Source organism: Janthinobacterium sp. EB271-G4-3-2, from assembly GCF_020858035.1.
GTDB lineage: Bacteria > Pseudomonadota > Gammaproteobacteria > Burkholderiales > Burkholderiaceae_D > Janthinobacterium > Janthinobacterium aestuarii.
On sequence record NZ_JACYMG010000002.1, the window covers coordinates 337552 to 357004 of the forward strand.

Below are 19453 nucleotides of genomic sequence, written 5' to 3' on the forward strand. Positions count from 1 at the left end.
AAAGCCGCTTAGATGACTTTGGCTTCGGTACGCAGCTTGGCGACCAGGGTAGCGACGTCCGGGACCTTGATGCCGGCCGAACGCTTGGCTGGCTCGACGACTTTCAAGGTCTTCAGGCGTGGCGCAACGTCGACGCCCAGGTCTTCCGGCTTGACGGTCTCGAGCGGCTTTTTCTTTGCCTTCATGATGTTCGGCAGGGTCACATAGCGTGGCTCGTTCAAACGCAGGTCGGTGGTGATGATCGCTGGCAAGGTCAATGCCAGGGTTTCCAGGCCGCCGTCGACTTCGCGGGTGACGGTGACTTTGCCGTCTTCCAGCACGACTTTCGAAGCGAACGTGGCTTGCGGCCAACCCAGCAGGGCTGCCAGCATCTGACCGGTCTGGTTGCTGTCGTCATCGATCGCCTGCTTGCCCAGGATGATCAGTTGCGGCTGTTCTTTCTCGGCCAGGGATTTCACCAGCTTGGCCACGGCCAGCGGTTCCAGTTCGGTCGTCGTTTCCACCAGGATGCCGCGGTCGGCGCCGATGGCCATGGCCGTGCGCAGGGTTTCCTGGCACTGCGTCACGCCGCAGGAGATGGCGACCACTTCAGTGACCTTGCCGGCTTCTTTCAGGCGCATCGCTTCTTCCAGCGCGATCTCATCGAAAGGGTTCATCGACATTTTGACGTTGGCGGTATCGACGCCAGTGCCGTCACTCTTGACGCGGACTTTGACGTTATAGTCGACCACGCGTTTGACGGGTACCAAGACTTTCATAGCTATGCCTTTGGGAAATTATAAAAATGACGGATCAAGTGCTGATTGTGCGTTCGATTATAAGAGAAATTTGAATCTTGAACCGAATTTAAGCACGATCGTGCGATTTTTTGTTAGAGCAATCCATCTAAACTGTCCAGCTTCGGGGATTTCAGGGGTATCCGCCGCTACGCTGCAGGGCAGCAAAAGGGCTGGCTCGGGAAGGAAAACCAGGCCGCGCCACGGCGGCCCCGGCTGGCAGAATTATTTGCGTTGCATCAGGAAGACGAATTCGGTACCCGTCTGCACATGCGACAGCAGGGCATTGCCCGTTTGCTTGGCGAAAGCCTGGAAGTCGCGCACGGAACCGGGATCGGTTGCCATGATGCGCAGCACTTCCCCGCTATGCAGCTCTGACAAAGCCTTTTTCGCCTTCAGAATCGGCAACGGGCAATTCAAGCCCCGCGCGTCGAGTTCTTTGTGAAATTCCATAATCTCGGTATCAAGTAGTGTGTCGCTCATCATCAATATCCCACCATTGTTTTGTTGTACTGATTTTCGACATACTACTCTAAATCAGGGGCATTGACGCGCTGCACCAAAATAGTTCATCGGCTGTTGTGGTGTCACAACGAGATTCCACACGGCAAAACGGCCCGCAAACACCGTCTGCGGGCCGTTTTCAAGGGGCTGTGGGACGAAAACCCCGCATGCCTGCTAGCTTACGCTTTATTTCACGCGCTCGCCGACCCAGGCCGTCACGCCGGCAAGGGCGTTCGCCAGACCGCTCGGATCGGTACCGCCAGCCTGCGCCATATCGGGGCGTCCGCCGCCTTTTCCGCCCACTTGCTGTGCAACGAAGTTCACCAGCTCGCCCGCTTTGACCTTGGAAGTCGCGTCCGCCGTCACGCCGGCGATCAGGCTGACCTTGCCGTCCGCCACGCTGGCCAGCACGATGGCGGCCGTTTTCAGCTTGTCCTTCAGCTTGTCCATGGTTTCGCGCAAACGGGCTACGTCGGCGCCGTCCAGCACGGCCGCCAGCACCTTGATGCCGTTGACGTCGACGGCTTGCGTGACCAGTTCATCGCCCTGGCCCGAGGCCAGTTTCGATTTCAGCGCGGCCAGCTCCTTCTCCAGCGCCTTCACGTGGTCCTGCACCTGGCCGATGCGGGCAGTCAGTTCTTCCGGCTGCGCCTTCAGGGCGTTGGCCGCTTCGACCAGGCGGCGGTTGATGGTTTGCACCAGCGCCAGCGCGCCCTCGCCCGTCACGGCTTCCACGCGGCGGATACCGGCGGCAACACCGCTTTCGCCGATGATCTTGAACAGGCCGATGTCGCCCGTGCGCTGCACGTGGACGCCGCCGCACAGCTCTTTCGAGCTGCCGATGTCGAGCACGCGCACTTCATCGCCGTATTTCTCGCCGAACAGGGCCATCGCGCCATGCTTGACGGCATCGTCAAACGACATCAAGTGCGCCTGCGTGGCGCGGTTTTCCAGGATCTCTTTATTGACGATGGTTTCCACGGCGGCGATCTGCTCGGCCGTCATCGGCGCATTGTGGCTGAAGTCGAAGCGGGTTTTGTCCGGATCGACCAGCGAACCCTTTTGCGCCACGTGGCCGCCCAGCACTTCGCGCAAGGCCTTGTGCATCAAGTGCGTGGCCGAGTGGTTGCGGATCGTGCGCGCGCGCTTGGCCGTATCGACTTGCGCCGAGACGGCATCGCCCACCTTCAGCACGCCGGACTCGAGCACGCCATGGTGGCCGAACACGTCCGCCTGGATTTTCAGCGTGTCGCTGACGGCAAAGCTGCCCGCGCCCGAGGCGATCACGCCCTGGTCGCCCACCTGGCCGCCCGATTCCGCGTAGAACGGCGTCGTGTCGAGCACGACGATGCCTTCCTGGCCCGCTTTCAGTTCAGCTACCTGCGTGCCGGCCGCGTACAGCGCGACGACCTTGCCGCTGAACGTCAATTGATCGTAGCCGACGAAGGTGTTTTTCTCGCCCGTGTACTCGACCTTGCTGTCCTTGTGCGTCTTGCCGCCCTTGCGCGACAGTTCCTGGCTTTCTTTCAGGGCCGCGTCATAGCCGGCCTGGTCGAACGTGATATTGCGTTCGCGGCAGATGTCGGCCGTCAGGTCCGGCGGGAAGCCGTAGGTTTCATACAAGGTAAAAGCGGTGGCGCCGTCGATGCCCGTGGCATCCTTGGCCAGCTGCGCTTCCAGCACTTTCATGCCCGTTTCCAGGGTTTCGCCGAAACGCTCTTCCTCGGCCTTCAGCATGTTGGCGACGTTGTCTTTCGCTTCTTCCAGCTCCGGATAGGCGCCGCCCATCTCGATGGCGAGATCCGCCACCAGCTTGTAGAAGAACGGTTTCGTCTGGCCCAGCTTGTGGCCATGGCGCAAGGCACGGCGGATGATGCGGCGCAGAACATACGCGCGGCCTTCACTGCCCGGGATGATGCCGTCGACGATCATGAAGGCGGCGGCGCGGATGTGGTCGGCGATCACGCGCAGCGACTTGTTTTCCAGGTCCGTGGCGCCCGTTTCGCGCGCGGCGGCGCGGATCAGATGCTGGAACAGGTCGATTTCATAGTTCGAATGCACGTGCTGCAGCACGGCGGCCAGGCGCTCCATGCCCATGCCCGTGTCGACGCACGGCTTCGGCAGCTTGTGCATGACACCCGCTTCGTCGCGGTTGAACTGCATGAACACGAGGTTCCAGATTTCAATGAAGCGGTCGCCGTCTTCGTCAGGCGAGCCCGGTGGGCCGCCAGGAATGTCGGCGCCATGGTCGTAGAAGATTTCCGTGCAAGGACCGCATGGGCCCGTGTCCGCCATCTGCCAGAAATTGTCCGATGCGTAGCGCGAGCCCTTGTTGTCGCCGATGCGGATGATGCGCTCGGTCGGCACGCCAATTTCTTTCGCCCAGATATCGTAGGCTTCGTCATCTTCGATGTAGACGGTGACGGTCAGCTTGTCAGCCGGCAAGCCATAGACTTTGGTCAGCAGTTCCCACGCGTATTGAATCGCGTCGCGCTTGAAATAGTCGCCGAAGCTGAAGTTGCCCAGCATTTCAAAGAAAGTATGGTGGCGCGCCGTGTAGCCGACGTTTTCCAGATCGTTGTGCTTGCCGCCGGCGCGCACGCAGCGCTGCACCGAGGTGGCGCGCGTGTAGGGACGGCTGTCCGTGCCCGTAAACACATCCTTGAATTGCACCATGCCGCTGTTCGTCAACAGCAAGGTCGGATCGTTGCCTGGCACCAGGGAGCTGGAACGGACGATGGAATGGCCCTTGGACTCGAAAAATTTGAGGAACTTGTCGCGGATTTCAGTTGATTTCATGTTTTTTTGGCAAAGAGTGGCGGCAGCTTTAAAGGGAAGATTATACGTGATATGGGGTGCGGCAATGACGGCTGGCCAGGGCATTGTTGCGCCCGTGCCAACATCGACGGCCTGCCCGCTCAGGCCGGGTCGTGGTGGCTGGCGCAGGCGTGCGGTGCAGCCGTGGCCTTGGCCGCAGCAACAGATACCTTGGCGCCGGCGGCGGCATTGCAGTCGGCGCAGCGGCCGTACAGGGTCAGTTCGTGGCGCTCGACAACAAAGCCTTGCGGCGCCATGCGCTTCAAGTCGCCCGGGCAATCATGGACGTCGAACACGCGCTGGCACGTGGTGCACTGGAAATGGTGGTGGTGGTGATTGGCCGCCGTGTTCGACTCGTAGCGCGGGTTTTCGCCCGGCAAGGTCACCACGTGCACCTTTTCTTCCAGCACCAGGGACTTCAAGTTGCGGTAAACGGTGGCGATGCCCAGCTGCGTCACTTGCAAGCTGGCCTGTTCGAGGATTTCCTGCGCCGACAAGGGGCGCTGGGCCGACTCGATGGCGGCTTGAATAGCGGTTTTTTGACGTGTTGTGCGTTCCATAGCCGACAGAATACACCATCCACCTGTATCTACTGTCCGGAAAAACTGTCACACGGTAATGATAATGGGTTATCATTATCAACTTAGGGCAGGCTATTTCCTTTTCACGCGCTGCCCCAACCCTGCCAATACCGATAGCCGATAAGGAACTTTTACCCATGTCCGTCCGTCCTCACCAACCCACTCCCCTCGCGCTGGCCATCATGCTGGCCTTTGCCGCTCCCGCCAGCGCACTGGCGCAGCAGGCGACAACCTTGCCCGCCGTCACCGTCTCGGCCAGCGCCCTGGCCCTGGGCAGCGACGACATGAGCACGCCCGTTACCGTACTCGAAGGCGACGCACTGGTGCGCGCCCGCGAAGCGACCCTCGGCGAAACCCTGGCCGGCCAGCCCGGCATCACGTCCAGCCATTTCGGCGCCGGCGCCAGCCGTCCCATCATCCGCGGCATGGATGGCCCGCGCGTCAAGGTGCTGTCCGATGGCGCCGAAGTGCAGGATGCGTCGACCATCAGCCCCGACCATGCTGTCGCGGCCGAGCCGATGCTGTCGGAACAGATTGAAGTCTTGCGCGGCCCATCCGCGCTGGCCTATGGCGGCGGCGCCGTCGGTGGCGTCGTCAATGTGATCGACAAGAAAATCCCCACGCGCGTGCCGGCGAAAGGCTTTGAAGGCAGCGCGGAAGCGCGCGCCAACTCGGCAGCGCGCGAAAAGGCCGGCGCCTTTGAAGTGACCGGCGGCTCCGGCAACATCGCCTTCCACGCGGAAGGCGTCAAGCGCGACGCAAAAGAATACAAGGTCGGCAGCGGCTGGGAAGGCGGCTCGAAAGTAGGCGGCAGCTACAACAAGACGGACACGGGCAGCGTGGGCGTGTCGTGGGTGGGCGAGCGGGGCTTCCTGGGCCTGGCCTTCACCAGCCAGAACGCGGAATATGGCTTGCCCGGCCACAACCACGAATTCGAAAGCTGCCACCCGCACGGCACGCACCTGCATTGCGGCGGCCACGAAGGCCACGACCACGGTGATGAAGAGGAACATGACCACGACCACGAAGATGGTGCCGTTCCCTACGTGAAACTGAAGAGCGAACGCTGGGACGTGCGCGGCGAATTGCGCGATCCCGTGCCCGGCTTCGCCAAGCTGCGCCTGCGCGCCTCGTTCACCGATTACAAGCACGATGAAATCGAAGGCACGGAAATCGCCACCACCTTCAAGAACAAGGGCCACGATGCGCGCCTGGAAATGGAACACCATCCCGTCTTCGGCTGGCGCGGCGTGGTCGGCCTGCAAACGTCGAAGCGCGATTTCTCCGCCCTGGGCGAGGAAGCGTACGTGGCGCCGACGGTAACGAAGAAACACGCGGCTTTCCTGGTCGAGGAATACAAGCTCGACCAATGGCGCTTCGAGGCGGGCTTGCGCCACGAATGGCAAGACATCACGGTCGACAGCGCCACCCTGCAAGACCGCAGCGCCAAGGGCACGTCGGTCTCGCTGGGCGCCGTGTGGAAATTTGCGCCCCAGTATTCGCTCGGTTCGACCATTTCCCGCACGCACCGTTTGCCCAGCGCCGAGGAACTGTATGCGCACGGCGTGCACATGGCCACGGCCACGTATGAGCTGGGCAATGAAAACCTGGGCAAGGAAACGTCGAACAATATCGACTTGACCTTGCGCAAATATGCGGGTGCCACGACGTTCTCGGCCAGCGCCTACCGCAACAAGGTCGATAACTACATCTTCGGCTCCACCCTGGACAGCCACGAAGGCTTCCAGCTGATCCAGTACGCCCAGCGCGACGCCACGTTCACGGGCGTGGAAGGGCAGATCCGCCAGCAACTGAACCCCATGTTCGGCGCCAGCGTGTTTGGCGACTATGTACGGGCCAAGCTAGCCGACGGCGGTGGCAATTTGCCGCGCATTCCTGCCCAGCGCGTCGGCGTGAAGTTCGACGCCAACTGGCAGGCGTGGAGCGGCGTGGCCGAGTTCTACCGCGTGGGCAAGCAGGATAAAGTGGCAGCGTTCGAGACGGCAACGCCGGGCTACAACATGCTGAACCTGTCCGCCAACTACGACACGCGCATCGGCACCACGCCAGCCCAGTTTTACATCAAGGCCAATAATTTGACGAATGAACTGGCGTACAGCCATACCTCGTTCATCAAGAATGCGGCGCCGTTGATGGGGCGTAACTTGACGGTAGGAATGCGTGTAACGTTCTAAACGCTAAACCCAACGGCAAAGGCTGAGGTCGTACCCTGCAGGGTACGACCTCAGATGTTGCTTTGGGTTACGTTCAGACCGGCTTGATCAAATCTATCCTGTCCGTGCAAAACCCATCCACGCCCCAGGCCAGCAATTCGCTGGCCCGCTCCGGCCTGTTGACGGTGTAGCAGAACAGCCCGTATCCCGCTTCCTTGACCTCGCGCGCCAGTTCCGGCGTCAGCTGCCGGTGGTCGCAATGGATGGCCACGACGTCCAGTTCCTTTGCCTTTTTCTCCCAATCAGCAGGTATTTCTTCGACCAGCCAGCCGCGCGACAGTTCCGGGGCCGCCTGGCGCGCCGCCTGCAAGGCTTCGATGCTGAACGACGACAGCAGCGGCAGCAATTCGCCAGCCGCGATTTCCTCTGCAAAGTAGCCGCGCGTGGCGCACGCCACCATCGTCCCTGTCTGCGCGTCGAAACCGGGCGCCGGCTTGATTTCGATATTCATCCAGATGCGTTGCGCCTTGCAATACGCCACCACGGCGTCAAAGGTAGGTACGCCTTCGCCCGCGAATGCGGGGCCGAACCAGGCGCCCGCCTCCATCGTTCCCAGCTGCGCGGCCGTGTAATCGCTGACATGGCCGCTGCCGGCCACCGTGCGGCCCAGCTCGGGGTCGTGCACGACGACGGGCACGCCGTCGGACGCCAGCATGACGTCGAATTCCACGGCGCGGTAGCCGTAGGCCAGGCCGCAGCGCAGGGCGGCCACGGTGTTTTCAGGCGCCAGGGTGCCGCCGCCGCGGTGCGCGAGGGTGCGTGGGTAAGGCCACATGGTATTCCTTTATCATGAGGAGGTTGTCGGTCAAGACATCTTGCCATCATCGCGTGCAAGCGCCGCCATGTAAAGGACGCGATCAGGCGATTCGCGCCGTCCGCTCCCAGTTTCGTCGCATCGGCGTTGCGCCCGCATGCAGAGCCGCCCATAATTGCCGCATTGCCAACCCGAACGCCCACCCGAAAGCGGTCCCGCATGCACACTACCGACACCGCCCCCCGCAAGACGGGCTTTCCCTACCGGCGCCTGCTGGGCGACGCCCGTTATGCGCTGCTGCTCAATGTCCTGTGCGCCCTCTTCATCACCTTCGTGATGAGCGGCGGACAAAGCTTCTGGCTCAACCTGCTTGCATCCATGTGCATCGGCGGCATCGCCTTCCTGCTCATCGACGGCATCCGCCTGGCATGGTGGGGAGAGGGACGCCGCCCCCCAAGGCTGCCCTTCACTGCCCTCATCATCGTCAGTGCCGCCGTGGCGCAAGTCGGCGGCACCATGCTGTTCGGCTGGCTGGCCAATATCGACGTTCCCGCGCCCGTGTCCATGTCGCCACGCAATGTCGGCATGACGGTTTTCACCTTGGCGGCGGCGGGGGCGGCCATCCTGTTCTTTGGCAGCCGCGAAAAAATTGCGCGCCTGCAAATGGAAGCAGCCGAGGAAAAAGCCCGCGCCGAATCCGTGGCGCGCCAGGCCATGCAGGCCCAGCTGCAGTTGCTGCAGGCGCAAATCGAGCCGCACATGCTGTTCAATACCCTGGCCAACCTGCAGGGCCTGATCAGCTTTGACCCGGACCGTGCCCAGTTGCTGCTCGACCAGCTGATCCAGTACTTGCGCGCCACCCTCTCTTCCTCGCGCGCCGAATCCACCACCCTGGAACAGGAATTTTCCCTGATGCAAGCCTACCTGGGCCTGATGTCGATACGCATGGGCGCGCGCCTGCGCTTTACCCTGGACTTGCCCGCAGCCTTGTGCCAGATCAAGGTGCCGCCCATGCTGCTGCAGCCGCTGGTGGAAAACGCCATTCAGCACGGCCTGGAACCAAAGATCGAAGGCGGCCACATCCACGTGCAGGCATCCACGGACGGTGGCGTGCTGCTGCTCACCGTCAGCGACGATGGCCTGGGCCTCGACCATCCGGGCCAGACCAAAGGCACGCAGCTGGGCGTGGCGAATATCCGCGAGCGCCTGCGCGGCATGCATGGCGATGCCGCCAGCCTGTCATTGGACGCCAATCCGCCGGCGGGCGCCGTCGCCCGCCTTCAATTACCGATTCACTCCACCACCGCGAGCCCCACGCCATGACCAGCCCCACCCCGCGCGCCCTGATCGCCGAAGACGAACCCATACTCGCCGCCGCCCTCGCGCACGCCCTGCAGCGACTGTGGCCGGAACTCGACATTGTCGCCACCTGCCCCAACGGCGTGGAAGCCTTGCGGCAAGGCCTGGCGTTGCAGCCAGACATCCTCTTTCTCGACATCAAGATGCCAGGCAAGACGGGACTGGAAGCGGCCGAGGAGCTGGCGGAACAGTGGCCGGACGGCAGCGCGTTCCCCCACATCGTGTTCGTTACCGCCTACGATGAATATGCGCTGGCCGCCTTCGAGCACGCGGCCGCCGATTACGTCTTGAAACCCGTCAACGATGCGCGCCTGGGCAAGACGGTGGAACGCTTGCAGCAGCGCTTGCGCGACAGCGCCGGCACCAGCGGGACAGCAACGCCAGCAGCGGCAACCGTCACAGCAGCCCCCAGCGACGACAACCTGGCTCGCCTGCTGGCCCAGCTGCAAGCCATGCTGCCGCCCGCGCCGCGCCTGCAAATGATACGGGCGGCCGTGGGCAACAGCGTGCGCATGATCGCCTTGGCCGACGTCGTGTATTTCGAAGCGCTGGACAAATACATCAACGTCGTGTGCCAGGACAGCGAAGCGCTGATACGCACGAGCCTGAAGGAACTCTTGCCCCAGCTGGACCCGCAACAATTCTGGCAAATCCACCGGGGCACCATCGTCAACGCCAGCGCCATCGCCACGGCCGTGCGCGACGAGGCGGGCAAGCTGTCGCTGACCCTGCGCCAGCACCCGGCGCAACTGCGCGTCAGCCCTTTATATGCTCATCTATTTCGCCAGATGTAAGATGCGCAAGAGCCAAGGCCTAGTGCATCTGGTGCTTCAGGTCCGACAACTCATCGTGGACCTTGAGCACGACGCTCTTCATTTCAGGCGTCACGCTGCTCGCCGCACCGCACGCCCGCTTGGCGCGGTCGCCCAGCGATTCCATCTGGTCGACGGCTTGCCGGATGCGCGCATCGTCTTGCGTGTCGATGGCTTGCCGCACGGCGCTCTTTTGCTGCTCCAGCTGGTTGATGCAATCCTTCAAGTCCATCGGCATGCCCTGCTGCTTGCCGCACAGCTGGGCCGCCTGGCCGATCGCGTGTTCGATGGCGCCAAAGCGCCGTGCCACTTCCTTAACCTGCATCATGATGTGTCCTCCCACAGTGTCTGTAGTTGGATCGTCAAGCCGGCACAGGGTTCCCCGCCAGCGGCCATCGCGTCGAAATGGTATGAGGCGTCAAAGATCGAGGAGATCGGCGCGAACGAGGCCAAGGGCAGCCGCACCGACAAGATCACCAGCGCGCTGGGCACCGTGTGCGTGACCACGCGCGCCGGCGAGAACGGGGAAACGATGATCGCAAACTGTCCAAAATAACTGGGCTCAGCCCACCGCTTCGCGCGCGCCCAGCGGCTGCAGATGGCGCAGGCGCAAGGCGATCAGCACGCCGCCACCGAGGCACAGGCCCAGCATGATGACCACGCCCGTCCAGCCGTCGAAGCCCCACATCATGCCCGAGGCGGAACCGATCAGGCTCGAACCCAGGTAATAGAACAGCAGGTAGAAGGCCGAAGCCAGCGCCTGCGGCGCGCGGGCGCGGCGGCTGACCCAGCTGCTGGCGATCGAGTGCGAGGCGAAGAAGCCGAAGGTGGCCAGCGCCATGCCGATGACGATCAGCGGCAGCGAATCGAACAGGGTCAATAAAATGCCGGACAGCATCAGCGACAGCATGATCCACAGCACGCCCCGGCGCCCCAGGCGGTCCACCAGGCGGCCCGCCCAGACGGAGCTGAAGATGCCGATCAGGTACAAAAAGGCCAGCAAGCCGACCGTGCTCTGGCGCAAGCCGAATGGCGCAGCCAGCAGGCGGTAGCCGATGTAGTTATACAGGCTGACGAAACAGCCCATCAGCACGAACGCGAGGCAGAACAGCCACGGCAAGCCCCGGTCGGAAAAATGCTGGCGGATGGCGTGCGGCAAGGCGTTCCAACCCTTTGTACTGGGTACGAAATTTTTCGACGCGGGCAGGCTGCGCCAGAACTCCGCCGCCGCCAGCACGCCGGCCACGCCCAGCACGCCCAAGGCCCAGCGCCACGACAGGAAATCGCTGAGCATGGACGCGACCAGCCGTCCCGACATGCCGCCAAACGCGCTGCCGGCAATATACAGTCCCATCGACAGGCCCAGGGACGGGCCCTCGATTTCCTCGCCCAGGTAAGCCATGGCTACGGCCGGCATGCCGCCCAGGGCAATGCCGAGCGCCGCGCGAATCGCCAGCAACTGCGCATAATCCTGGGCGAACGCGGACAATATGGTCAGTATCGCGGCGGAAAACATCGACGCCACCATCAAGGGCTTGCGGCCGACCCGGTCCGACACGGCGCTGAGCAGTACCAGCGAGATGGCCAGCAAGCCGCTCGACACGGAGAGCGACCAGCTGCTTTGCGCCGGCGTCAGATGGAACTGGTGCGACAGCAGCGGAAACAGTGGCTGGATGCAGTACAGCAAGCTGAAGGTGGAAAAGCCGCCGAAGAACAGGGCGCGGTTGCTGCGCTTGAATTCCGCCGTACCTTTGGCGATGGCCGTGCGGGGCGCGGGAGCGGCGGGGGCAACAGGAGACAGCGCCGGGGTGGCGGCAGAGGCGTAAGCAAGCGATGAATCAGACATGGCCATGTTTCAAAGAGGAGCGAGTCTTCATCTTAGGATTGCCAACTCATATCGTCCAATATATATTCAAGGCCCAACTCATACTTTAAAACGATTACTGGACAAATATGGAACTGCGCCACCTCCGTTACTTTGTCGCCGTCGCCGAGGAGCTGCACTTCACGCGCGCGGCCGAGCGCCTGCACATCGGCCAGCCACCGCTGAGCCAGCAAATCCAGGCGCTGGAAGCGGAATTGGGCGCGCAGTTGTTCGAGCGCAACAAGCGCTCCGTGCGGCTGACGGAAGCGGGCCGCCTCTTTCTCGACGATGCGCGGCGCATCCTGGCCCTGTCGGAACAGGCGGCCGTCACGGCGCGCCGGGCCCAGCGGGGTGAAGCGGGCGAATTGCGCATCGGCTTTACCTTTTCCACGCCGTTCACGCCCTACTTCGCCACCGTCATCAACCGCTACCGCCAGCAATTTCCGCACGTCACCTTGACCCTGCATGAAATGGCGACATTGCATCAACTGGTAGCGATCTCGGGCAGGACAATGGACCTGGGTTTCGTGCGTCCGCCGGAAACGACGTATCCATCCGATATCAAGCTGACGCAACTGCGCCAGGACCCGCTGTTCCTCGTGCTGCCCGTCGCCCACGCGCTGGCGGCCAAGGACGCGATCGCCATTGCCGACATGGCGGGCGAAGGCTTTGTCATGTACCCCAAGGATGCGGGCACGGGGATTTATCCGCAGATCTTTCGCCTGTGCAAGGCGGCCGGCTTCGTGCCCCAGGTGGCGCAGGAAGCGGGCGAAGCATCGACCATCATCGGCCTGGTGGCCGCCGGCTGCGGCATTTCCGTGCTGCCCGCATCGTTCGACCGCATCCGCATGGATGGCGTGTGCTACCGCCCGATCGCCGACCCGCAGGCGACGACCAGTCTGTTATTGGCGCAAAGGGAGGAAGAGACGTCGCCGCTGGTGGCGGCGTTTGTGGAACTGGCCGAGGAAGCGGCCATGGAAGAGAAAGAATAGGCCGATGAGGCCGGCGCAGGCCGGCGCAGGTCGGCTTAGCCCAAAGGGCGTAAGCCGACAATTGCTCGCATCACGAATAATCGGCGTCCAGCTCCGAACCCGCATAATTTTCCAAGTCCTCGAACAGGCTCTTCATGCTGGCCCGCGTGAGGATTTTCTGCACCACGGTGCAGCTGCGGCGGTACGAATCGATGCGGTCGAGCAACACGGGATGATGCTGCACGGGCACCTTGGCCACCAGGGCGGCCCAGCCTTCCTCGAAGTCGGGCTTGTTCTTGCGCACGGAACGCACGAAGCGTTCAAACTCCTTTTGCCCCGTGCGCGCCACGATGCGCCCGCCGCCTTCGATGGCGAAGATGATGGCCAGGGCGATGACGCCCTCGGCATTCAGGTCGCTGTCGCTGACGGGGCCGTTGTCGTGGTGGCGGCGCAGCCAGCCGGCCAGGCGCACGACGGCTTGCACTTCCTTGCGCTGTTGCAATTGCAGCGCATACTTTTCATAGCCGGCCCAGTTCTGGTTCGGGTCGGCCTGGCAAATATCGATGAACAGCTCGCGCAGGCGGCGCTGCAAATACACGGGGTCCTGGTCGTATTCGCCGACGAGGGCGTCTTCGGGCAGCTGCGACAGGTCCTTGATCAGGCGGAATCCCACCTGGAACGCGTGCTCGGCGCCGTGCTCGACGAGGAAGTCGAGCGCGGCCTGGTCGCCTTCATGCGTGACGGCCTGCTCCAGGCCCAAGGACACGCCGCCCACCGTCAGGTACAGCGCTTTCTGGATGCCGTCGGCCGTGCGTTCATTCGTGAACTTCTCGGCCACCATGGCCGTGATGCCCGTCAATTCGTCGGCCAGGTTCAGCGCCGCGTCTTCGCGCGGGTCGCCCGGCAACAGCTTGATGGCGCGCACGAGGCGCGGGAGATTCTCTACAACAATTGCTGGCAGCATTAGACGTTCCCTGCTTTCATTACGAGAAAATGCCCGTGCCCAGGCTGCGGCGCGTGCTGGAACGCGGCGCGCTGCGCGTGCTCGGCACTTGCTTGCGCAGACGGTACAGCAATTCCTTGGTGCTCCGCTGCAACATGGTCGGCTCTTCGTCCGGATCGTCCGAGTATTCCGCGTCGGCCAGGTCGGCGCTGTGGCGGAAGTCGGGGAACAGTTCGAACAACGAGCGGTCCCAGCCGTCTTCATTCGCTTGCGCCAGCTCGATGGCCAGCGGCACGACGTCGTTATCGGACGACGTCACGCCCGTCACGTACGGTCCCTTGATGACGATTTCGCCCGCCACTTCGAGGATTTCCTTCGGCGCCATCGAGAACAGGATGGCGAACGCCGTGGCGCCCCAGTCGGTGGCGGACGCTTCGAGCAGCAGCTCGCGGCGGCGCTCGGCGTCGTCGGTGGAAAACACCACGCCGTGGATGTGCGCGAACAGGGCTTCGGCGATGCGTTCCGGATCATCCTCGATCTGGTCGTCGCTCCAGGTGGCGGCGATGAAGGCCAGACTGTCGGCCCACGCTTTCGGCGGCACCAGCAAGGTTGCCAGCGACATCTTGCCGCCGTCAAAGCCGGCCAGATGCAAGGCCGTCACTTGCGGCGGGATCGCGCTCAGCACTTCCACCACGGCCAGGTCGCCATACTGGTCGGCCGCGTCGGCAAACGCCTGCTCGGCGTGGCCCAGCGAACCGGACAGCACCAATTCCGTGACCTGTTTCGTCAGCGCGGGCAGGTTACTTTTTTGTTCATTATCGGCCATGGTCATCTCCATCCTGGTCAAACATCTGGGCGAAATCGTCGGTGGCTTCGTCTTCGTCGTGATCGTCGTCGCCGTCGTCATTGGCGGCCAGCTGGTCGAGCGACTGGTCGTCGTCGTCCCACAGGCGCGGGTTCTTGTGCAGGAAAGCCGTGATGATGGCCTGGCGCGCCAGGTCGGGGAAGCTCTCTTCGATGGCGGCGTACATCTTCGCCGCTTCCGGCGCGGCGCACGCGGCCATGGAAAACACGCGGGCCGGGTCGCCGAACTCGTAGTCTTCGCTTTCGGCCAGCAAACCTTTCGGGTCGCTGAAAGTGATGTGATCGACCAGCGCAAACGCCAGCATGTTCACGTCTTCGATGCCGCCGCCGCTGGCGTATTCGCCGACCAATGCATCGACCATGCTTTTGTAGTTCTTGCGGTTCGGCGGATCGCCGAGGATGCCTTCGATCTGGCCTTCCAGCTCGCGCGACTGATACGCGAATTCAGGGTGTACTCTTCTCATGCTGTGCTTTCCAATGTAATGCGCGGCGCTGATAAAAGCGCCGTTGTTGTTGTTTTCAAGTAATTCGGGCCGGCTGAAGCGGGCCGCGCGGCTTAGTCGGCAGGTAATACTGTGCCATGTAAACGAAACACGCCGCACCACAGCGCATACGCTTCCGCTTCCGGGTCGATGATGATGCGGTGATTCACGCTCTGGTCGTATTCGGCGCGCTTGGCCGGGTCGGCCAGGATTTCATAGGCCTTGGTGACGCTCTTGAAGCGCGCCTCGGCACCGGGGGCCTGGTTGCGGTCGGGGTGGAAGCGCATGGCCAGCGAACGGTAAACCTTCTTGATTTCATCGTCGCTGGCATTGGGCGCGACACCGAGGACGTTATATAAATTTTCCATAAAAGGCTCCGGGGTCACGTTTTTCTACTAATTAAAGGCGAATTATCCTATAGAACGGCGTCGGCGTCGCTTGCATGCTGGGATATGGGGCCAAATACGTGCTTATAAAGCGCTTGCGGTACGGTAAAATGCTCTTTACTGTCACTCTTCCGCATTGATCAATGAGCAACGATAAACCGAATACCGCCGCGCCAGCGCTGGCGCCCAATTTCTTGCGTAACATCATCGAAGCCGACCTGGCTGCCGGCGCCCACGTGCGTCCCGGCCTGCCCCAGGTGATCACGCGTTTCCCGCCGGAGCCGAACGGCTACCTGCACGTGGGCCACGCCAAGTCGATCTGCGTCAACTTCGGCCTGGCACGCGATTACGCCGGCCAGTGCAACCTGCGCTTCGACGACACCAATCCGGCCAAGGAAGAGCAGGAATACGTCGACACCATCATGGACAGCGTGAAATGGCTGGGCTTTGACTGGGAACCGAAGCATGCCGATGGCCAGAGCCACCTGCACTACGCGAGCGACTATTTCGACCAGCTGTACGCGATGGCCGAATATCTGATCACGGCCGGCTTTGCCTACGTCGACAGCCAGAGCGCCGAAGACATGGCCGCCAACCGCGGCAATTTCGGCCAGGCCGGCAAGAATTCGCCGTTCCGCGACCGTCCACGCGACGAATCGCTGGCCCTGTTCCGCGCCATGAAGGCGGGCCAGTTCAAGGATGGCGAACACATCCTGCGCGCGAAGATGAGCGAAGATGCCATGAGTTCGCCGAACATGAACTTGCGCGACCCGGCCATCTACCGCATCCGCCACGCGCATCACCACCGCACGGGCGACGCCTGGTGCATCTATCCGATGTACGACTACACGCACCCGATTTCGGACGCGCTGGAAAACATCACGCATTCCATCTGCACGCTGGAATTCCAGGATCACCGCCCGTTCTACGACTGGCTGCTGGAAACGCTGTCGGCCGGCGGCTTCTTCGCCAAGCCCGTGCCGCACCAGTACGAATTCTCGCGCCTGAACCTGACCTACATCGTGACCAGCAAGCGCAAGCTGCGCCAGCTGGTGGAAGAAAAAATCGTCGACGGCTGGGACGACCCGCGCATGCCGACCCTGGTGGGCATGCGCCGCCGCGGCTACACGCCGGAAGCCATTCAGCTGATGTGCGAACGCACGGGCGTGACGAAATCGGACGGCTGGATCGACTACAGCGTGCTCGAAGGCTGTTTGCGCGAAGACCTGGACCCGAAAGCGCCCCGTACGGTGGCCGTGCTGCGTCCATTGAAACTGATCATCGACAATTTCCCCGAAGGCGAAAGCGTGGAATGCACGGCGCCCGTGCACCCGCACTTTCCCGAGCGCGGCTTGCGCACCTTCCCCATCTCGCGCGAGCTGTGGATCGAGGAAGACGACTTCATGGAAGTGCCGAACAAGGGCTATTTCCGTCTGTATCCGCCGATCGACGACAAGCCGGGCAGCCGCGTGCGCCTGCGCTACGGCTACGTGATCGAATGCACGGGCTACGACAAGGATGACAACGGCAAGGTCATCGCCGTGCATTGCACCTACTTCCCGGACAGCAAGTCGGGCACGGACGGCAGCGCCAATTACAAGGTCAAGGGCAATATGCACTGGGTCAGCGCGCCGACGGCGATTCCCGCGGAAGTGCGCCTGTACGACCGCCTGTTTACGGACCCGCAGCCGGACGCGGGCGGCAAGGACTTCAAGCTGGCCTTGAATCCGCTGGCCAAGGAAGTGGTGCAAGCGTGGCTGGAACCGGGTGCGGAACTGGCCCAGCCGGAAGAGCGCTTCCAGTTCGAGCGCCACGGTTATTTTGCGGCCGACCGTGTCGACAGCCAGCCGGGCAAGCCCGTCTTCAACCGCATCGTCACCCTGAAAGACAGCTGGCAGCCCGCCAAATAAGGGCTGACGGCACACGAAAAAAACCGCTTCGGCGGTTTTTTTCGTTTCAACGAGAAATATTGCTTGTTGACTATAATAACGATAATTTTGTATATTAGGCAGCTATTGAGCAATTTACAATTTTAATAGTGCTTGTACAACGCAGCCTAGCCTCCGTCGCCCAGGCGGCACCCGATTCCTCTTCCTGATGCGGATGGCGATGTCTTCTACTGCCGGCGAACACCCCTTATCTGCTGAAAAAAGGCCGCAGTGGCTGCTCGGCTTCGTGATGTCGACGATGGTGGGCCTGCTGTTCTATATGGCCGCCTCGCTGTCGATCGAAAACGATGCCAGCGAGCTATTCAACAATCTGGCCCGCAATACCCAGAAAAACATCGAATCGCGCGTCAAGTCGTATGCCAACCTGCTGCGCGGCACGGCCAGCCTGTTCCATGCCAACGAACACGTGAGCCGCGAGCAATTCCACCGCTACGTGGCGAACATCGCGCTGCAACAGAACTATCCGGGCGTGATGAACCTCAATTACAGCCAGGAACTGGGCGAGACGCAGCGCGCCGCTTTCGAAGCGGCCATGCAGCGCGACTATCCGCCCGGGCGCGACGGCTATCCGGCGTTTGCCATCCATCCGCCCGCCCCGCGCGCGCACTATTCCGTGCTGATGTATATCGAACCGATTGCCAGCGCCCCTGAAAAATATGGCTATGACATCGCCTCGCGCCCCCTGATCGCCGAAATGCTGGCGCAGTCGCGCGATTCCGGCAACATCAGCAATTCCGGCGTGCCCGTGCCGATGCAAGGCCGTCCCCAATTGACGGGCATGGCCATGCGCCTGCCCGTGTACCGTTCCGGCATGCCGGTCGATACGGTGGAGCAGCGGCGCGAGGCGTACCAGGGTTCCGTCGGCATCGGCTACGACCTGGTGACGATGATGCGCAGCGCGCTGGCCGACATGCCGGTGCGCAACGTCCGCCTGACCCTGTTCGATATCGGCCCACAGGCGCGCGCACCGCTAGACTTACCGCACGACATGCGCCCCATCTTCGACAGCACGACGGCTGGCATGCATGCGCCATGGTGGTTGCCCGGCAATTCCGGCCGCTACCTGAGCAGCACGATGCTGATCGAACACAATAGCCGCGTGTGGCAAGCGCTGTTCAGCGTGCGCAAGAGCGACCTGTATACGCGCTTCGACGTCTTTTTGCCATGGCTGGCCCTGCTGATAGGCTTTGCCAGTACCATGCTGCTATACATGCTGTTCCACACCCTGGCGTCGTCGCGTCGGCGCGCCATCCAGATGGCGAACGGCATGACGGAAGAATTGCGCGCCAGCCAGATCCGTCTGCAGCTGTCGCACCAGAAACTGCGCCGCCTGGCGGCCCATGCCGACCAGATCAAGGAAGAAGAGCGCAAGCGCATCGCGCGCGAAATCCACGACGACCTGGGGCAGAACCTGCTGGTGCTGCGCATCGACGCCGACATGCTGGCCTCGCGCACGCATCGCCGCCACCCGCGCCTGAACGCCCGCGCCCGCTCGACCCTGGAGCAGATCGACGCCACCATCAAGAGCGTGCGGCAGATCATCAACGATTTGCGCCCTACCGTGCTGGACCTGGGCGTGAATGCGGCCGTCGAATGGCAGGTGGCGCAGTTTCGCCAGCGCACGGGCATCGCTTGCGAAGTGAGCGAAAGCCATGACGACATTTGCCTCAGCGACCAGTGCGCGACGGCCCTGTTCCGCATCCTGCAAGAGTCGCTCAGCAACATTTCCCAGCATGCCCATGCCAGCCGCGTGCAAGTCAAGCTGGAAAAGTGCCGCGATACGGTGTCGATGAGCATCAGCGACAACGGCGTGGGCGCCGCCATCGACGGGCGCAACAAGCTGGGCTCGTTTGGCCTGGTGGGCATCGAGGAGCGCATAAAATTGCTAGGCGGCACTTTTTACATCGAAAGCAGCCCCGGCGCCGGCATGAGCGTGCACGTCAGCGTACCGCTGGGCGCGGACGCCACCGCGTTTCCCTACCAGGAAGAAAGCCGGGCCAGCAGTTGACGGGCGCGCGTCCGCATGGAGCAAGCTCAGCTTGCATATTTCGTAATTAGATGCAATATTGATGTAGAACAATTCCGCGCCCGCCCGCCATGGGCCAGGCATTCCTCGACCATTTGCCAGGAGTACATCCCACCGCTTTCCCTTGTTTC

18 protein-coding genes are annotated in these 19453 nt (G+C 62.4%); 7 read left to right on the forward strand and 11 right to left on the reverse strand.

Annotation, left to right across the window (positions count from 1 at the left end):
* Positions 1-8: 8 nt before the first annotated feature.
* From IGS55_RS06635 to IGS55_RS06650, 4 genes are all read right to left on the reverse strand, one after another.
* A complete protein-coding gene (locus tag IGS55_RS06635; RefSeq protein ID WP_034759884.1) occupies positions 9-758 on the reverse strand; it encodes an electron transfer flavoprotein subunit beta/FixA family protein in 750 nt (249 codons plus the stop codon).
* A 243-nt stretch (positions 759-1001) separates the two neighbouring features.
* Positions 1002-1229 (reverse strand): sulfurtransferase TusA family protein, encoded by a 228-nt coding sequence (locus tag IGS55_RS06640; RefSeq protein WP_230515579.1) that lies wholly within the window; start codon positions 1227-1229, stop codon positions 1002-1004.
* A gap of 237 nt (positions 1230-1466) precedes the next feature.
* Positions 1467-4079 (reverse strand): alanine--tRNA ligase, encoded by a 2613-nt coding sequence (gene alaS / locus IGS55_RS06645; protein ID WP_230515580.1) that lies wholly within the window; start codon positions 4077-4079, stop codon positions 1467-1469.
* A 119-nt stretch (positions 4080-4198) separates the two neighbouring features.
* Entirely contained in the window at positions 4199-4657 is a 459-nt protein-coding gene (locus IGS55_RS06650) for a Fur family transcriptional regulator (protein ID WP_128140354.1), read from the reverse strand.
* 158 nt (positions 4658-4815) lie between these two features.
* On the opposite strand from IGS55_RS06650, the gene IGS55_RS06655 reads away from it, so the two are divergent.
* On the forward strand, positions 4816-6873 hold the full coding sequence (locus IGS55_RS06655) for a TonB-dependent receptor domain-containing protein (RefSeq protein WP_230515581.1): 2058 nt from the start codon (positions 4816-4818) through the stop codon (positions 6871-6873).
* Positions 6874-6946: 73 nt separating this feature from the next.
* On the opposite strand, the gene ugpQ is transcribed toward IGS55_RS06655, so the two are convergent.
* The gene (gene ugpQ, locus IGS55_RS06660) at positions 6947-7687 is read right to left on the reverse strand and encodes a glycerophosphodiester phosphodiesterase (protein ID WP_230515582.1); all 741 of its coding nucleotides are present in this window, start codon (positions 7685-7687) and stop codon (positions 6947-6949) included.
* Between the two features lie 198 nt (positions 7688-7885).
* Here ugpQ and IGS55_RS06665 point away from each other — a divergent pair, with 198 nt between their 5' ends.
* A complete protein-coding gene (locus IGS55_RS06665) occupies positions 7886-8989 on the forward strand; it encodes a sensor histidine kinase (RefSeq protein WP_230515583.1) in 1104 nt (367 codons plus the stop codon).
* Positions 8986-9819, forward strand: coding sequence for a LytR/AlgR family response regulator transcription factor (locus IGS55_RS06670; RefSeq protein ID WP_230515584.1), 834 nt, complete (start codon positions 8986-8988; stop codon positions 9817-9819). The genes IGS55_RS06665 and IGS55_RS06670 overlap by 4 nt, the downstream gene beginning before the upstream one ends.
* 19 nt (positions 9820-9838) lie before the next feature.
* Here IGS55_RS06670 and IGS55_RS06675 read toward each other — a convergent pair whose 3' ends face one another.
* On the reverse strand, positions 9839-10165 hold the full coding sequence (locus IGS55_RS06675) for a hypothetical protein (RefSeq protein ID WP_230515585.1): 327 nt from the start codon (positions 10163-10165) through the stop codon (positions 9839-9841).
* 3 nt (positions 10166-10168) lie between these two features.
* On the opposite strand from IGS55_RS06675, the gene IGS55_RS06680 reads away from it, so the two are divergent.
* Entirely contained in the window at positions 10169-10393 is a 225-nt protein-coding gene (locus IGS55_RS06680; protein WP_230515586.1) for a hypothetical protein, read from the forward strand.
* Positions 10394-10399: 6 nt separating this feature from the next.
* On the opposite strand, the gene IGS55_RS06685 is transcribed toward IGS55_RS06680, so the two are convergent.
* Positions 10400-11683: an MFS transporter gene (locus IGS55_RS06685; protein ID WP_230515587.1), complete on the reverse strand. Its 1284-nt coding sequence runs from the start codon at positions 11681-11683 to the stop codon at positions 10400-10402.
* Between the two features lie 107 nt (positions 11684-11790).
* On the opposite strand from IGS55_RS06685, the gene IGS55_RS06690 reads away from it, so the two are divergent.
* A complete protein-coding gene (locus IGS55_RS06690; RefSeq protein WP_230515588.1) occupies positions 11791-12693 on the forward strand; it encodes a LysR substrate-binding domain-containing protein in 903 nt (300 codons plus the stop codon).
* A gap of 70 nt (positions 12694-12763) precedes the next feature.
* Here the strand turns inward: IGS55_RS06690 and IGS55_RS06695 are convergent, their stop codons facing one another.
* From IGS55_RS06695 to IGS55_RS06710, 4 genes are all read right to left on the reverse strand, one after another.
* On the reverse strand, positions 12764-13636 hold the full coding sequence (locus IGS55_RS06695; RefSeq protein WP_230515589.1) for a hypothetical protein: 873 nt from the start codon (positions 13634-13636) through the stop codon (positions 12764-12766).
* Between the two features lie 19 nt (positions 13637-13655).
* Positions 13656-14441, reverse strand: a complete 786-nt coding sequence (locus IGS55_RS06700) for a hypothetical protein (RefSeq protein ID WP_076567276.1) — start codon at positions 14439-14441, stop codon at positions 13656-13658.
* Positions 14431-14943: a hypothetical protein gene (locus IGS55_RS06705; protein WP_034759931.1), complete on the reverse strand. Its 513-nt coding sequence runs from the start codon at positions 14941-14943 to the stop codon at positions 14431-14433. The genes IGS55_RS06700 and IGS55_RS06705 overlap by 11 nt, the downstream gene beginning before the upstream one ends.
* Before the next feature lie 92 nt (positions 14944-15035).
* Entirely contained in the window at positions 15036-15329 is a 294-nt protein-coding gene (locus tag IGS55_RS06710; protein ID WP_010395442.1) for a DnaJ domain-containing protein, read from the reverse strand.
* Positions 15330-15490: 161 nt separating this feature from the next.
* Here IGS55_RS06710 and IGS55_RS06715 point away from each other — a divergent pair, with 161 nt between their 5' ends.
* Positions 15491-17257, forward strand: a complete 1767-nt coding sequence (locus IGS55_RS06715; RefSeq protein WP_230515590.1) for a glutamine--tRNA ligase/YqeY domain fusion protein — start codon at positions 15491-15493, stop codon at positions 17255-17257.
* Between the two features lie 199 nt (positions 17258-17456).
* On the forward strand, positions 17457-19304 hold the full coding sequence (locus tag IGS55_RS06720) for a CHASE domain-containing protein (RefSeq protein ID WP_230515591.1): 1848 nt from the start codon (positions 17457-17459) through the stop codon (positions 19302-19304).
* The last annotated feature ends 149 nt before the right edge of the window (positions 19305-19453 follow it).

Coding starts and splice junctions, on each gene's coding strand:
- IGS55_RS06635 (WP_034759884.1), bottom strand. CDS start 758: ATGAAAGTCTTGGTACCCGTCAAACGCGTGGTCGACTATAACGTCAAA.
- IGS55_RS06640 (WP_230515579.1), bottom strand. CDS start 1,229: ATGGAATTTCACAAAGAACTCGACGCGCGGGGCTTGAATTGCCCGTTG.
- alaS (WP_230515580.1), bottom strand. CDS start 4,079: ATGAAATCAACTGAAATCCGCGACAAGTTCCTCAAATTTTTCGAGTCC.
- IGS55_RS06650 (WP_128140354.1), bottom strand. CDS start 4,657: ATGGAACGCACAACACGTCAAAAAACCGCTATTCAAGCCGCCATCGAG.
- IGS55_RS06655 (WP_230515581.1), top strand. CDS start 4,816: ATGTCCGTCCGTCCTCACCAACCCACTCCCCTCGCGCTGGCCATCATG.
- ugpQ (WP_230515582.1), bottom strand. CDS start 7,687: ATGTGGCCTTACCCACGCACCCTCGCGCACCGCGGCGGCGGCACCCTG.
- IGS55_RS06665 (WP_230515583.1), top strand. CDS start 7,886: ATGCACACTACCGACACCGCCCCCCGCAAGACGGGCTTTCCCTACCGG.
- IGS55_RS06670 (WP_230515584.1), top strand. CDS start 8,986: ATGACCAGCCCCACCCCGCGCGCCCTGATCGCCGAAGACGAACCCATA.
- IGS55_RS06675 (WP_230515585.1), bottom strand. CDS start 10,165: ATGATGCAGGTTAAGGAAGTGGCACGGCGCTTTGGCGCCATCGAACAC.
- IGS55_RS06685 (WP_230515587.1), bottom strand. CDS start 11,683: ATGTCTGATTCATCGCTTGCTTACGCCTCTGCCGCCACCCCGGCGCTG.
- IGS55_RS06690 (WP_230515588.1), top strand. CDS start 11,791: ATGGAACTGCGCCACCTCCGTTACTTTGTCGCCGTCGCCGAGGAGCTG.
- IGS55_RS06695 (WP_230515589.1), bottom strand. CDS start 13,636: ATGCTGCCAGCAATTGTTGTAGAGAATCTCCCGCGCCTCGTGCGCGCC.
- IGS55_RS06700 (WP_076567276.1), bottom strand. CDS start 14,441: ATGGCCGATAATGAACAAAAAAGTAACCTGCCCGCGCTGACGAAACAG.
- IGS55_RS06705 (WP_034759931.1), bottom strand. CDS start 14,943: ATGAGAAGAGTACACCCTGAATTCGCGTATCAGTCGCGCGAGCTGGAA.
- IGS55_RS06710 (WP_010395442.1), bottom strand. CDS start 15,329: ATGGAAAATTTATATAACGTCCTCGGTGTCGCGCCCAATGCCAGCGAC.
- IGS55_RS06715 (WP_230515590.1), top strand. CDS start 15,491: ATGAGCAACGATAAACCGAATACCGCCGCGCCAGCGCTGGCGCCCAAT.
- IGS55_RS06720 (WP_230515591.1), top strand. CDS start 17,457: ATGTCTTCTACTGCCGGCGAACACCCCTTATCTGCTGAAAAAAGGCCG.